This is a genomic window from Olivibacter ginsenosidimutans (assembly GCF_039542865.1).
In the GTDB taxonomy this organism is placed as follows: Bacteria; Bacteroidota; Bacteroidia; order Sphingobacteriales; family Sphingobacteriaceae; genus Olivibacter; species Olivibacter ginsenosidimutans.
The window spans coordinates 190,035-204,778 of record NZ_BAABIQ010000003.1 but is presented as its reverse complement, the minus strand read 5'-3'; the positions used below and the strand labels follow the sequence as shown (position 1 = coordinate 204,778).

Below are 14,744 nucleotides of genomic sequence, written 5' to 3'. Positions count from 1 at the left end.
TATGTTTAATAAATTCACCCGAATTAGTTTACTACTCAGTCTTTTTGCCAGCACTGCAGCTGCACAACAGAGCGCCTGGCAATCCATGAACCAAGCTTATAAAACCGGAATGGAATTGTATGAACGAGGAAAATATGCCTCTGCTTACAATCAGTTAGGTAAAGTAGAAGAAATTCGTACCAATACGACGATACAACAGGATGAAAGCGATCAAATGTCTCAACTAAAGGAAAATGCACGCTTTTATCAAGCAGTTTGTGCACTGGAATTAGGTAATGGAGATGCAGAAAGTCTCTTTCTCAAATTTATTAAAGACCATCCAACGAGTGCAAACACGAAAGCAGCTTATTTTCAGGTTGGACGTTCCTATTTTGGCAAAAAAGATTATGCTAAAGCTATTGAGTGGTTCAATAAATTGGATAATAACAGTTTAAGCGGAAGCGAAAGTACAGAATATCGCTTCAAGTTGGGGTATTCGCTATTTATGACCAACGATTATAAAACGGCTAAACTACTGTTTGAGCGCCTGAAGGACGAACGCGGTGCATATCAGGAAGCATCCATCTACTACTATGCTTACATCAGCTACCTAGATGCAGAGTATGCCGTTGCTCTTCGGGAATTTGAACGCCTAAAAGGTTCAAAAACCTATGAAAGCAGTTATCCCTATTATATCGCTGCCCTGTATTTTATGGATAAACGTTATGACGACGTGCTCGCCTATATTCTCCCCATCATGGAGCGCACCAAACAGGAAAACGAGACGGAAATCTTACGCATTATTGGCGCTACCTATTTTGCTAAAAATGACTTAAAAAAATCAAAGGAATATTACGATAAATTTCAGGCCAGAGATCAAGGAAAAACGCAAAACAATCAGGATGATTACCAAATTGGCTACTTAGCTTACAAAAGCGGCAATTATGAAAAGGCGATTAAAGAACTGGAAAAACTAAGTGATCCTGACGCCTACCTGCAAAGTGGTATGATTATATTGGGCGACTGTTTTATCAAACAAGGAAACAAGGAGAGCGCAAGAAATGCCTTCTTCAAGGCCTCTAAATTGGATTTCGATCCTGCTATGAAAGAGCAAGGACTTTTGAATTATGCAAAATTATCCTATGAATTAGAGTTCCACCAAGTGGCGCTAACGGCTACCCAAGAATACCTAAAGACGTATCCCCGTTCTAAAAATGTTGATGAAGCCAAAACGTTAATGGCGGAGATTTTGTTGAGCACTAAGGATTATCGCGCTGCGGTAGACATGATCGAATCCATCCCCAAACGAACCGAAGCAGCCAACGAAGCTTACCAAAAGGTAACGTATTTCCGCGGGCTGGAATATTATAACGAACGAGCCTTTGAAAATGCGATTTCTATATTCATGCGCTCGGAGCAGAATCCCTATGATCCAGAAATATTGGCATTAGCGACCTATTGGAAAGCAGAAGCCATGTATGAAGTACGAAAATATGGTGAAGCAACCACCAACTTCAGTAAATTCTTACAATTACCGGCAGCAAAAAATACCGATGTTTATAATTATGCGAACTATGCCTTAGCATACGCTGCCTTTCGGAACGATAACTACAGTGTATCGGCAAATTACTTTGCCAAATTCCTGAATAGTGGCGAACCTATTGAACTCAATACGCGGAATGATGCAATTGCTCGCTTGGGTGACTCCTATTTCATGTTAAAAGATTACGGACGGGCAATGGATCAGTACAATAAATTGATGAGCTCGAAGGCTAAAACACAGGATTATGCGCTATTCCAAAGCGGAATTATCCGAGGGCTACAAGGTGACTCCGATGGTAAATTGGCTATCATGACCGATTTGCTAGCGCGATATCCCAATTCTAACTATTCCGATGATGCGAGTTTTGAAATACCTTATACCCTATTTTTAAGGGGAGAGAACGAAGTAGCTATCAAGGGCTTACAAGATATGATCGAAAAATATCCACGCAGTAGTTATGTTCCCCGTGCATTGGTAACCATAGGATTAGTGCAATACAATGAAAATAATAACGATGCAGCCGTAAGCACTTTTCAACGGGTAGTTGAGCAATATCCGACAACAGACGAGGCGAAACAAGCGTTAAAATCCATACAAAACATCTATATCGATAAAGGAGATGCACAAGGATTCTTAAACTACGCCAATACAACCGCCATTGGCAATCTATCAACTGCCGAACAAGATAACGTTACTTTTCAGGTGGCCAATAACTATTTTTCGCGTGGCGATTACCAAGCGGCAATTGAAGCCGTTAACGCCTACTTCGACAAATTCCCGAAACCTATTCAAGAAAAGTTTGCACGCTTTATCCGAGCAGAAAGCTTGTATAAAACCGGACACCCGAAGGAGGCTTTACATGATTTTAATATTATCCTAAATGATTGGACCAGCGCTTATACGGAACGCACGCTACTCAGCGTATCCAGTCTTTTCTTAGAACAAAAGCAATATAATGAGGCCATTGCCCCGCTCAAAAAACTGGAGCTTACGGCAGAATATAAATCCCATTATGGCTTTGCTATTAGCAATTTAATGGTTGCTTATTTCAATATTCATGATTTTGATAATACCTTAATGTATGCAAAATATGTTAAGGAATATGAAAAATCTTCCGCTGAAGATAAGGCGAAAGCAAACTTATATGCTGCAAAAGCCTATATGTTGAAAGGCGATTTAACAACCGCTAGGAAAGAACTGGATGAGGCCGTCAAAACCAGTCAGACCATTGTTGGTGCTGAAGCTAAATACAATATTGGCAAACTACAATACGAAGCGGGTGAGTATAAAGCTGCTCAAACAACAGCTTTTGATTTAATCAAAAACATGCCTTCTTACGACTATTGGGTGGCTAAAAGCTTCATCCTGTTAGCCGATTGCTATGTGAAGTTAAAAGATGAATTCCAAGCAAAGAGTACCTTACAAAGTATCATCGAAAATTATGAGGGCGACGATGACATTATCCCAACAGCAAAAGAACATTTAGAAAAAATAACGGGCAAAAAAGTGGAAAGCAAAAATAAGGCGAAAGACAGTGTAAAGACATCAAGCGATACGACTACCGTAGATAGCTTGACAACAGACAGTCTATCGGCAGATGCTACGGAGGTAGAGCAATAAGTTCCGATTAAACAATGGATTTAAATGCGATCTGAAACAACAAAGAAAACAACTATGCTATTGAATCATTCAATGTTTAAATATACCTTATTAATTGGTCTTGGTTTTTGTTCATTGGCGTCTTTTGCTCAAGAAGAAGAAAAGGAGCAACAAAAAACCGAAAAACAGGAAGACGTGAAAGGTAATCTGGGCGAAATAGATGTCGTCAGAGATTATAAGCCTATTCTTGCGGATGCTGTAAAAATTAGGCAGAGTCCTGATCTAACCAATAACCGAAAGTATCTATCTAAGCTTCATTATACCGTCTTCGACAGAAAGTTGGATATTAATACCGGTACCCATCGCTTGGAAATTAAAGAGATTCCAACGAGTAGACCAGAAGTGCTGACGAACAATTATGCTAAAATAGGCGTTGGAAATTTTAACACTTTATTAGGTGAAGTGTATATTTCTAATGGTGAAGACCAGGCCATGCAAGTGGGTGGTTTCGCCAAATTTCTCAGTCAGAAAGGCAGCGACCTCGACGGACAGAATTTCAACGAACAGAAAATAGGCTTATTCGGCCGGAGCGTCTTAGATCAGATTACGTTGAATGGAGAAATCGGTTTCAACCGCTATGGCACACGCTATTATGGTCTGGCACCTTCCCAACAAGGGCTTACGCCAGATCCGGTAACTCCTCCTCAAGAACAAAATAGTCCTTTAAAGCAACATTATAACGATATCTATATTAAAGGGGAGTTGAACAGTAATGCAACCGATGATCCTGAATTATTAAGCTATTCATTAAAGGCTGATGGCTATCTTTTTGGAAATGCCTTCTCTGCCAAAGAAAATTCGTTTGCACTGAGTGGCAACTTAAATAAAAAAATAAATGCCTTCAATGTGGGCTTAAATGCCTCTGGCGATTTCACCAGTCTGAAGAGTGCCGACCAAAGCACGGGCAATCACATCGCTCGCTTAAATCCATATATTCGTTTCCAGGGCAATAATTATAAAATTACGTTAGGTGCCGCGTTGGTCAGCGAATTTGGTGGTGATGAAAGTAGAAATAACATTTTTCCAGCAGTTGATCTGGATCTGGCCTTGGTGCCTGAATACATCAGTCTATATGCTGGCGTAAAGGGCGATGCCGTTAAAACCTCTTATCGTTCATTGGCTAATGAAAATCCTTATCTTAGCGAAACACCGTTTATCGATACGGCAACTAACAATCTGGTTATTCACAATATGCTCGAAAAAATAAACGCTTATGGTGGTATTAAAGGAAATGCAGGAGCAGCGGTAGGTTATAAAGTTGGCTTATTTTATAAAAAGGTTAGCGACTTGCCTTTGTATGCCATCAATCCTACCAATCCGTCGCGATATGATCTTATTTATGATCGCGGAGAAAAAAATACCATTTACGGATTGGAAGGTGATATTAATGTTCGCGTGTCTGAAGCTTTTAGTTTAGGTGGTAACTTAATTTTCAATGAGTATGACCTTGATCATGAAGCCGAAGCCTGGTTCATTCCTAAATTACGCTTAGCAGCAAATACACGCATTAATATCAGCAAAAAAGTATATATAGACGGCGAGCTCTTCTTTAATGATGCGATGAAAGCAAAAACATATGCGCAATATGAAGGTCTAACGGATATGGACCCAAGTAATGCTGTTACCGTATCGCTGCCTGCGTTTGTTGATATCAGTGCCGGACTGGAGTACCGTGCAACTAAACAAATTGGTGTTTATGTAAGGGGGAATAATTTATTAAATAAGTCTTATCAACGCTTTTTATATTATCCCCGTTTAGGATTTAATGTGATAGGCGGAATAAATGTTTCGTTTTAATTTAATAAATGAATAGATCTTGCTAAGTTTGCGCGCAATTAACAGGTATAGACATGTTTAGTTTAGGCCAATACATCCATCGCTTATTACTCACCCACCTTCAAGTGGGTGTGCCTGGTATTGGCATTTTTAGCAAAAGAAGGTTAGCTGCAACATTTGACGAATCTTCTAATTGCTTTTTGCCTCCTGCACATACCTATACACTTGTTTTGCATGCACCGACGGATAGCTTATTGATCGATTATGTATCTAAAACACACGATTTATCAGCTGAAGAAGCGAGTCGCACTGTTGATACTGTGGTTGAGCAATTGTTGGCTAAAATAGCAGAACAGGGTGAAATAACCCTCGATGAATTGGGTTACTTAAAGGAAGAACAAGGGGATTATCAATTGGTTCCGTTTGATCAGCCAAACACTTGGGGTTTGCAACCCGTGGCCGAACGCGAAACAATGGATGTTCAGCCTAAAGAATCAGCTGTACAGGTAACTGAAGTTATACAGGCAACTGAAGTCGAAACGGTATCGGAGCCTGATCCTTTCCAGACCGAAGAAACAGCCAAAACCAACCGTCGTTGGTTAACGATAGTTCTTGCAGCCGTTGCCGCATGTATTATTATTGCTTTCTACATATGGAATCGGCAGGATAAAGCAAATACCGTTCATACTCCGACAACCGATACGGCGATTAAGTCAACAACAGATACGACAACATTGCATGCAGAAGGCCAGACAACACCTGCGGAAAATACCGCTAGTGCGATTCCTGAAGACACTGCGCTTGTCCGAACCATAACAGCACCCAAGGTCCCTTATTGCATTGTCATCGGTTCATTTAAAAAATTGGATTTAGCAATCAAACAAGCTAGCTATTTTAGGAGCATCGGCATAAAAGCTTATGTGTTGGAAAGTAATATACCCAATAATAGAAAAAAGATATGTATCGGAAGCTACGCCAGCAAAGAAGAAGCGATGAAATACCTGGATGAGGTTAGAGAAAAAATTACTGCTGAGGCATATATTTATCCATAGTATCAAACGTAGATAAAGCTCCTTTGCCATCATCAGCTTGTTTTTATAGCGAAAAAATCGGGAATAAGTTTTATCTTGGTAGCCGATTTTAAAACAAACAGAAACGCAAAAATTATTATTTTATAAAACATGTTTTTATTACAAGTTACAGACACACCCGCAACACTTGATTCCATGCTTGCAACGCCTGGAGCATCTACCGCACCCATAGAAGATTTAAGCCTAATGGATCTCCTGATCAAAGGGGGATGGGTCATGGTTCCTATTGCAATTTTGGCCTTTTTAGGATTGGTTATCTTTATTGAACGGTTTATCACCATAAAAAAAGCTTCCCGCTATGACTCCAACCTGATGATTCAGGTAAAACAAAATATTATGTCCGGTCGTCTAGAAGCTGCTTTAGCTTTATGCCGTAATAGCAATGGCCCCCTAGGCAGTATGTTACAGAAAGGATTAACCCGAATCGGCCGACCAATAAAGGACATCGAAGCTGCTATTGAAAATATAGGTAAATTAGAGGTATCCCGTTTGGAGAAAAACATTAATGTTTTAGGGATTATCGCTGGTATTGCCCCTATGTTGGGATTCGTTGGTACGATCATCGGGGTGATCACTATTTTTCACGAAGTGTCGCTAAAAGGCGTTATTGAAATTGGCACGGTGTCTGGTGGTTTGTACACCAAGATGGTTACATCTGCCTCCGGATTAATTGTTGGTATTGTTGCCTATGTAGGCTACCATATTTTAAATATGATGGTTGACCGATTGATTTTACGCATGGAAACCGATGCCATTGAGTTTATTGATCTGTTAGATGAACCCGGAAGCTAATAATAAGGAGCATTCATGAACTTAAGGAAAAGACATCAAAGACCAGCTGCGGAAGTACATACTTCTGCGTTGAATGATATTATGTTCTTCTTACTGCTCTTCTTTTTATTGGCTTCGGCAGTAGCTAATCCACAAGTGGTGAAGTTATTACTTCCCCGGTCTCAATCGGGCGAACAATCGGTCGCAAAACGTACCATAAGTTTGTCTATTAACAAAGATTTGCAGTACTTTGTAGAAAAAAAGCAGGTTCCTTTAGACCAGCTGATGCCCACACTACAAACGTACGTGCATGAAGGACAGGAATTGACTGTTCTGTTATATGTAGATCGGACAGTGGCCATTGAGGATGTAATAGAAGTAATGGATATCGCCAACAAATTGAAAATCAAACTCGTGTTGGCTACCGAACCCAAAGAGAAGAATTAGGATTTAAGGGGATTTTTAAATGTCCCGTTAATTGGAAAAGTGTGCAATGAACTATCAAAAAGAGGAAAATAATTATCCAAAGGCTTTCGCTATAGCCTCAGGAATATTTGCCGTATTTCTATTGATAAGCTTTTTCTTGATTCTAGGCCAACCCCCTACTGAATTTGGAACAGGTGGCTTAATTGTCAACTATGGCACATCACCGGAGGGTATGGGCGACGATTATATGAGTTTGGATGAACCGTCGATGGATCCTAACGCCAATCAGACTCGACCGGATAAAGTCATACCTAATGAAGAACCAACCCCTGTGGCTTCTCAGGAAAATAACGATAAATCAGTGGTTACCCAAGACGTGGAAGATGCTCCGGAAGTAGTGACGAAAGAGAAGGAAAAGCCAACCACCAATACCCCAACCATTACACCGGAAAAGAAGGAAAGCAAACCTACCGTTAATCCGAACGCATTATATACAGGTAAAAAGAACAATGGTGCCGGTGTAGGCGATGGCACGGGCAGCACACCTGGAAACCAAGGTAGCTTGCAAGGAAATAACATGGCGACGAACTACGGTGAAGGTGGATCTGGTAACGGTTTGGTCGGTTTACCCAACCGTTCTTTTTCTGTAATGCCGCAAATTGAAGATAAGGGACAACTTTCAGGAAGAGTGGCTGTAGAAATTACGGTGGATAAAAATGGTGTTATTACTCGGGCTAGAGCTGGAGCAAAAGGAACGACCTTATCCGATGCGACACTTTGGGAAAAATGTGAAAACGCGGTAAGGAATGCCCGTCTGAATCCGACAAACGCCGGGCCTGATTTCCAATCTGGAATTGTTGTTTTTAACTTTAAAGTGAAGTAAATTCCTTTTTAATCCTGCATGAACTACATCGAGGTATTGGATTATCTATACGGCCGTTTACCTATGTTTACGCGCGATGGCGCTTCAGCATTTAAGAAAGATTTAACCAATACCTTAAAACTATGTGCCGCCTTAGACGACCCACATCGTCAGTTTCGGGCAATCCATGTTGCCGGGACGAACGGTAAAGGAAGTACTTCCCATATGCTAGCGGCTATTTTACAATGTGCCGGCTATCGCACCGGGTTATATACCTCTCCCCACTTACTTGATTTTAGAGAACGTATTCAGATCAATGGTGCCGTAGTTCCGAAAGATTTTGTAGTCGATTTCGTTAATCGGCATCAATCGCTCATAGAGGCTGTACAACCCTCCTTTTTTGAAGTGACGGTAGCAATGGCCTTTGCGTACTTCGCGGCTAAAAAAGTGGACATCGCGGTCATAGAAACCGGCCTAGGTGGTCGTCTGGATTCTACGAATGTTATTCATCCACTGCTATCGCTTATTACCAACATTGGCTACGATCACATGCATATGTTAGGCAATAGCTTAACTGCGATCGCGGGAGAGAAAGCCGGTATTATCAAATGGCATACACCGATTGTGATTAGCGAACGCCAAGACGATATCGATAACCTTTTTATCCAGCGAGCGGCTGAATTGCATGCTCCGATCCACTTTGCCAGCGATGCGTGGCGGATTGAAAAGACGGCAATCGATCCACAATTCCAGTACCTTTCTGCCTATCCGAACGATGAAAAAGCTTCCTTAGGAATGAAATTGGAATTGCAGCTTGATCTTCGTGGAAGTTATCAGCAAAAAAATGTAGCGGGTGTGCTCACCAGTATTCCCCTTTTGCAAAGCGCGGGTTATGCCATCAGCACAATGCAAATACAGCAAGGACTTCGAAATGTTCAACAGTTAACAGGATTAATGGGACGTTGGCAAACCCTAGCCACCCAGCCAACTGTCATTTGCGATACAGGGCATAACGAGGATGGTTGGAAAGAAATTATCAAGAATTTAGCTTATAGCACGTATAGCCAATTGCATTTGGTTATTGGCGTAATGCGGGATAAAGACCTACCCCCTATACTTCAACGTTTACCAAAAGAAGCTATATATTATTTCTGCAATCCCGACTTCGAGCGGGCTTTACCAGCGAAAGAATTGCAAATACAAGCACTTTCTTATCAGTTAGTTGGCAACGCTTATACAAGTATTCCTAATGCCATACAAGCTGCTCAAGCAGCTGCTGCACCAGACGACTTAATTTTTATTGGGGGCAGCACCTTTGTTGTTGCCGATGCACTGCCGCTGTTTATGTAAATAGGGTTATAAGCTATAAGCTGTAGGCTATAAGCTTTATGCCAATAAAACGTACTACTTATAACTTACAACTTATAACTTATAACTAAAAACCTATTTTTCCCTAGACAACGAATAAGGGAAATCACTTTCTTGCGTTCCACGCTGTTTATTCGGTGTATTGCCCATATTAAAATCTAGTACTGCACCTTTTATAAGGTCATCGTGTTTCAAAAAGTTTTTGGTATAAGGTGTACCATTAACCTTTAGTTCTTGAATATAGCGGTTTTCTTGGCCATTATTCGTTGCATGTAAAACGATTTCTTTTCCAGAAGGTAAAATAACTTTCGCTTCTTTGAACAAAGGTGTTCCCAAAACATATTCATCGGTTGCAGGTGCTACCGGATAAAAACCTAAAGCAGAGAAAACATACCAAGCAGAAGTTTGTCCGTTATCTTCATCTCCACAATAACCATCCGGAGTAGCCTGATACATCCTGTTCATTGTTTCACGTATCCAATATTGTGCTTTCCAAGGTTCACCTGCATAATTATACAAATAAATCATATGCTGAATCGGTTGGTTACCATGAGCATAGTTCCCCATATTGGCAATTTGCATTTCCCGAATTTCGTGAATAACCCCACCATAATAGCTATCGTCAAATACAGGAGGTAACTGAAATACCGAATCCATTTTAGTGACAAAGGCTGTTTTTCCTCCCATCAGATCAATTAAACCCTGTACATCATGGAATACTGACCACGTATAATGCCAGCTATTTCCTTCGGTGAACGCATCGCCCCACTTAAAAGGATTGAATGGTTTTTGGAACTTCCCATCTTGGTTTTTGCCCCGCATAAGTCCGGTTTCCTTGTCGAACAGATTTTTGTAATTCAAGCTTCTTTCACGATATAAAGCAATTTCCTTTTTAGGTTTATTTAATTTTTTTGCCAGCTGGTAAATGGCAAAATCATCGTAAGCATATTCAAGTGATCGTGCCACATTTTCATTAATCTTCACATCATAAGGCACATACCCTATCTTTTTATAATAATCGATTCCAGCCCGACCAACAGCAGTTATCGGCCCTGCGTTATTGGCGCCATGCACTAATGCTTCGTATAACGTTTCAATATCGTAACCCCTTAATCCCTTGATATAAGCATCGGCTACCACAGAAGCGGAGTTATTTCCAACCATGATATTACGCAAGCCAGGACTTGCCCACTCAGGCAACCAGCCGCTTTCTTTATATGCATTGATCAAGCCCTCCTGCATTTTCACATTCATTTCAGGATAGACCAAATTCAAGAACGGAAACAGACACCTAAAGGTATCCCAAAAACCTGTATCGGTAAACATATAGCCCGGCAGTACTTTGCCATTGTACGGACTGTAATGCACGACATTGCCTTGCGCATCATACTCAAAAAACATGCGTGGGAACAATAAGGTGCGGTATAGATTGGAATAAAAGGTACGCATTTGATCGATATTTCCACCACCTACAGCTACCCTGCTCATGGCCTTATTCCAAATCGCTTTACCTTCTGTTTTAAGTACATCAAAGTCTTTATCACCAAGCTCCTTTAAATTAAGCTGCGCTTGTTCCGAACTGATAAACGAAGAAGCTACTTTTACATTAACCTGCTCACCGGTCTTCGTTTTAAAGCCAATCACGGCACCAACATGGTCCCCGTTAGATTCCAAAACGTTCGCTTGATAGGCATCTCCATTAAAAATACCGACATGTTCAAAAGGTTTATCAAACTCCAGAACAAAATAGTTTTTGAAATTATCGGGCACTCCACCGCTATTTTTTGTTGAATAACCAATAATTTTATTTTCGTTAGGAAGAATCTTGATATAGGATCCCTTATCAAACGCATCAATTACGATAGATGCACTATCCGTTTTAGGAAAAGTGATCCTAAAACGAGCAGCACGTTCCGTTGGTGTAATTTCTGTAGTAACATCATGGTCTGCAAGATACACACTGTAATAATAAGGTGTTGCGATTTCCGCTTTGTGGGAAAACCAACTCGCTCGGTCATTTTCCTTAAATTTCAAACTACCGGTCACCGGCATTAGGGCAAACTGCCCATAATCATTCATCCAAGGAGAAGGTTGATGTGTCTGTTTAAATCCGCGAATCTTATCCGCATCATATGTGTACATCCATCCGTCGCCCATTTTTCCGGTTTGTGGCGACCAAAAATTCATCCCCCAAGGTCTAGCGATTGCGGGATAGGTATTACCCGTTGAAAGGCTTGGTTTAGACAAAGAGCCAACCAAGGTGCTGACGTAATCAACTGGGCTGTCCACTGCTGTTACTTCCTGTCCAAAAGCAGTCGTATAAAGAAAAATCAACAGTAAGGAAAAATGTTTAAAGTGTTTCATTTGCATATGATAAAGTAAAAATTTAAAAGTAAAAAAGCTTATAGCTTATGGCCTATAGCTTATTGCGAATATATATAAAACATTTGATTCGCTAAAACGTTAAAGCTTTTTATCTAAACCTTTCTAATCTTCAGCTGGAAACTTCTGCAAACGTAAGTTCAAAGAGATTAAAAAATATCGAGCCAGGCGATTATTACGCATGTCAAAAATATCATTCCCCACAATTTCCCTGCGCACACCTGTATTCTTATTGAACAGATCAAAACCCTGTAGCCGTACGGCCAACATATCATTAGCTAAAAAAGCTTTCTCTAAGTATACGTTGAGGAGTGTGGGATTAACGTTAATGGCACTACTATAGCCGGAATTAAAACCCTGCGAAAAATCTACGCTGACCGTCCATTTTCTCGGTAAATAGCCACGTCCCCCAAAACCCAGGCTGAAGGTATTGGCTCCTGCGTCGATAAAAGTAGGAATATTATAGGTAATTTTATTTAAGGTATAACTACTTCTTAGATCTGCCTCAATCAAGTCTTCAATCAAAAAATTCACTTGTAAATTTTGAGAAAAAACCATATTCTTAGCTACGTTCCTGACATCATTGATATAGGTTAGGTTGTTGGTATAATCCATAGAACCGTTTAAATTGAGCGTCAGGACTTTTCCAGCTAAGGGTGCGCTGTAATGGTAAAATCCACGAAAATCGTAATAGCCGTTGGTATTTAAAAATTCCGTTTCCTGTTTGGTACTATTCGGAATGTTGATTCTGTTCGTCACTACCTTATCCTGTATATGTGTAAAAGACAGATTCGTAAATAACGAACTTCCGTTCTGAATGCTAAAATGCCTGTACTGCAAACTTACAATATTCATAAATTCAGGCTTAAGATTAGCATTACCGATCACAATATACTGTGGATTTGAAACGTCTCGTATGGGTTGAATTTGTGTAAATGCCGGTTGATTATTCTGACCACGATAATTCAGTGCCAGATTACTCGTTCTATTGATGCTATACTGCAAACGGGCACTGGGAACAAAATTAAAACTATTAAAACGGGTAGCCACATCACGCGATGGCGTTTTTCCATTCAATTTAGTAGGTTGCAGGGCGAAGCCAAAGGTATATTTTAGCTTGTTTGCATCACCCTGATAATTTACGCCCACTTGGTGGCTTTGGAAAAGATAATCATAATTAATACTCAACGAATCCACTGGTGTTTCTTCTTGGGTATTGCGATCAATATTATACGTATTTCTAGCGTTTGCAATGGAATTTGTTTCGTATTGATAATTAAACTCCAAATAACTCCGTTTAGTAACGGGTTCTGTATAAGATAGGCCCAGCAAAACACTTCGGTTATAACTAAAATTACTTACATTCTGTTTAAACAGGCTATAATCCTTTTGCGGCGTTGTTTTCCCAGAGTCTATGCTCACCGATGTTTCATCAATATAATCGTTCTTATTGCGTTTAAAGTATTCAATTTTAGACGTTATATTAAAATTTCTACCCCTTTTAGCAAAACGGTGGTTATAAAAAATATCCACATCAAAATTTGGATCGGTTGCTACTCCACGGGTATTGTACATCCTCTCTGTAAATAGCCTATTATTGGTAATCGTACTATGGCTTTGGCTATTCAAATTATTTGTATTATAAGATGCTGTAGGGGTAATTTTCAAATAGTTGGCCGTATCAATATTCGCTTCAACTGTCCACGTAATCTTATGCTTGGCATTATCGGTATTCGAATGAACTTCGTCTAGTGAGTTAATGATCCTATTCTGGTAAATACTTTGCAAACCGGTGGTTCCAATGGTTTGATTTTGCCTTTTTGTGAAGATATACCCACCGTAAACGGTAACCCCCTTCGCGAGCTCATCCCGATAGTTAAGTCCGATAGAATGAGCCGTATTAATACCATCTCCCGCATCAATCATACTACTCAAATCCGCTCCGTTCCGATTACCTGCGCCGCTAATATCACCAAAGCTAAATAAACTGGTATTGGTATTGTTTGTTGAACCAAGTATGGAGATCTGCTGGTCACCACGGAATTGGTTAGCTGAAAAGCTTCCAATATACCGACCACGGGTTTTATCATTAACATCTGTTCCCCCTCCTGTTGTCAGCTGTCCGAATGCACCATAATTCCGGTCTTCTTTAATGGTCACGTTCAGTACTTTTTCAGGCTCCGTATTTTTAATACCCGTAATATTGGCCTGATCCCCATAATCATCAATAATCTGAACATTTTCAACAATGTCGGCAGGTAAGTTACGGGTAGCGGTCAATACATCGCCATTAAAAAAATCCTTTCCATTTACCTTAACCCGCGAAATACGTTGACCTTGTGCATCCACATTACCATTACGGTCAACTTGTAATCCAGGCATCTGTTTTATTAATTCTTCCAAGAGTGCACTTTTTCGCACATTATATGCTCTTGCATTATATTGAACGGTGTCTTGTTTAATAACCACTGGAACAACTCCATATACCGCTATTTCTTGTAGTTCTTGCGGTTGTTCTTTCAGGTTCACGGTAACCAGCTCGGTTATTGGCAGTAAGACATTGGAGGTATAATGGCGTTCAAATAGTTGGAAGCCAATCAGACTGAAGGTAAGTTTGAAATCATTGGCAGCTACGTGACTAAAAATAAACCGACCATGTTCATTGGTACTTACCATCATGGTATCTTTCTTCGCATACAAGCGTACCGTAACACCCACTAGAGGTCTGCCTAAGGAATCCTGCACGACACCTCGCACTTCTCTTGTTTGTACTTGTCCGTATGCTCCTGTAGCAAAAGACAAAACGACCAGTATACAAACCCATACTTTATGCATATCCCTATTTAAAGCGATCGAATAAATAAATTTTAGTAACGATGAATATCGC

Annotated in this window: 9 protein-coding genes; 7 read left to right on the top strand and 2 right to left on the bottom strand. The window is 40.3% G+C overall.

Annotated features, from left to right (window positions below):
• Position 1 precedes the first annotated feature (1 nt).
• The 7 genes from ABD930_RS02175 to ABD930_RS02145 all read left to right on the top strand — a co-directional run bounded on the left by ABD930_RS02175 (position 2) and on the right by ABD930_RS02145 (position 9,457).
• On the top strand, positions 2-3,142 hold the full coding sequence (locus ABD930_RS02175) for a tetratricopeptide repeat protein (protein WP_345230047.1): 3,141 nt from the start codon (positions 2-4) through the stop codon (positions 3,140-3,142).
• A gap of 24 nt (positions 3,143-3,166) precedes the next feature.
• Entirely contained in the window at positions 3,167-4,978 is a 1,812-nt protein-coding gene (locus ABD930_RS02170; RefSeq protein ID WP_345230046.1) for a TonB-dependent receptor, read from the top strand.
• A gap of 53 nt (positions 4,979-5,031) precedes the next feature.
• A complete protein-coding gene (locus ABD930_RS02165) occupies positions 5,032-6,009 on the top strand; it encodes an HU domain-containing protein (protein ID WP_345230045.1) in 978 nt (325 codons plus the stop codon).
• A 129-nt stretch (positions 6,010-6,138) separates the two neighbouring features.
• Positions 6,139-6,840, top strand: a complete 702-nt coding sequence (locus ABD930_RS02160) for a MotA/TolQ/ExbB proton channel family protein (protein WP_345230044.1) — start codon at positions 6,139-6,141, stop codon at positions 6,838-6,840.
• Positions 6,841-6,855: 15 nt separating this feature from the next.
• On the top strand, positions 6,856-7,266 hold the full coding sequence (locus ABD930_RS02155) for an ExbD/TolR family protein (RefSeq protein WP_345230043.1): 411 nt from the start codon (positions 6,856-6,858) through the stop codon (positions 7,264-7,266).
• Between the two features lie 46 nt (positions 7,267-7,312).
• On the top strand, positions 7,313-8,128 hold the full coding sequence (locus ABD930_RS02150; protein ID WP_345230042.1) for an energy transducer TonB: 816 nt from the start codon (positions 7,313-7,315) through the stop codon (positions 8,126-8,128).
• Between the two features lie 18 nt (positions 8,129-8,146).
• Positions 8,147-9,457: a bifunctional folylpolyglutamate synthase/dihydrofolate synthase gene (locus ABD930_RS02145; protein WP_345230041.1), complete on the top strand. Its 1,311-nt coding sequence runs from the start codon at positions 8,147-8,149 to the stop codon at positions 9,455-9,457.
• Positions 9,458-9,550: 93 nt separating this feature from the next.
• On the opposite strand, the gene ABD930_RS02140 is transcribed toward ABD930_RS02145, so the two are convergent.
• Together ABD930_RS02140 and ABD930_RS02135 are read right to left on the bottom strand one after the other, a co-directional pair.
• The gene (locus ABD930_RS02140; RefSeq protein ID WP_425571088.1) at positions 9,551-11,845 is read right to left on the bottom strand and encodes a GH92 family glycosyl hydrolase; all 2,295 of its coding nucleotides are present in this window, start codon (positions 11,843-11,845) and stop codon (positions 9,551-9,553) included.
• A 117-nt stretch (positions 11,846-11,962) separates the two neighbouring features.
• Positions 11,963-14,692 carry an outer membrane beta-barrel protein gene (locus ABD930_RS02135; protein WP_345230038.1) on the bottom strand — a complete coding sequence of 910 codons (2,730 nt, stop codon included), beginning with the start codon at positions 14,690-14,692 and terminating at the stop codon, positions 11,963-11,965.
• Between the last annotated feature and the right edge of the window lie 52 nt (positions 14,693-14,744).

Bases quoted from the DNA above. Each gene is read 5' to 3' on its own strand.
- ABD930_RS02135 (WP_345230038.1), bottom strand. From the start codon at position 14,692: ATGCATAAAGTATGGGTTTGTATACTGGTCGTTTTGTCTTTTGCTACA.
- ABD930_RS02170 (WP_345230046.1), top strand. From the start codon at position 3,167: ATGCGATCTGAAACAACAAAGAAAACAACTATGCTATTGAATCATTCA.
- ABD930_RS02165 (WP_345230045.1), top strand. From the start codon at position 5,032: ATGTTTAGTTTAGGCCAATACATCCATCGCTTATTACTCACCCACCTT.
- ABD930_RS02140 (WP_425571088.1), bottom strand. From the start codon at position 11,845: ATGCAAATGAAACACTTTAAACATTTTTCCTTACTGTTGATTTTTCTT.
- ABD930_RS02155 (WP_345230043.1), top strand. From the start codon at position 6,856: ATGAACTTAAGGAAAAGACATCAAAGACCAGCTGCGGAAGTACATACT.
- ABD930_RS02175 (WP_345230047.1), top strand. From the start codon at position 2: ATGTTTAATAAATTCACCCGAATTAGTTTACTACTCAGTCTTTTTGCC.
- ABD930_RS02145 (WP_345230041.1), top strand. From the start codon at position 8,147: ATGAACTACATCGAGGTATTGGATTATCTATACGGCCGTTTACCTATG.
- ABD930_RS02150 (WP_345230042.1), top strand. From the start codon at position 7,313: ATGAACTATCAAAAAGAGGAAAATAATTATCCAAAGGCTTTCGCTATA.
- ABD930_RS02160 (WP_345230044.1), top strand. From the start codon at position 6,139: ATGTTTTTATTACAAGTTACAGACACACCCGCAACACTTGATTCCATG.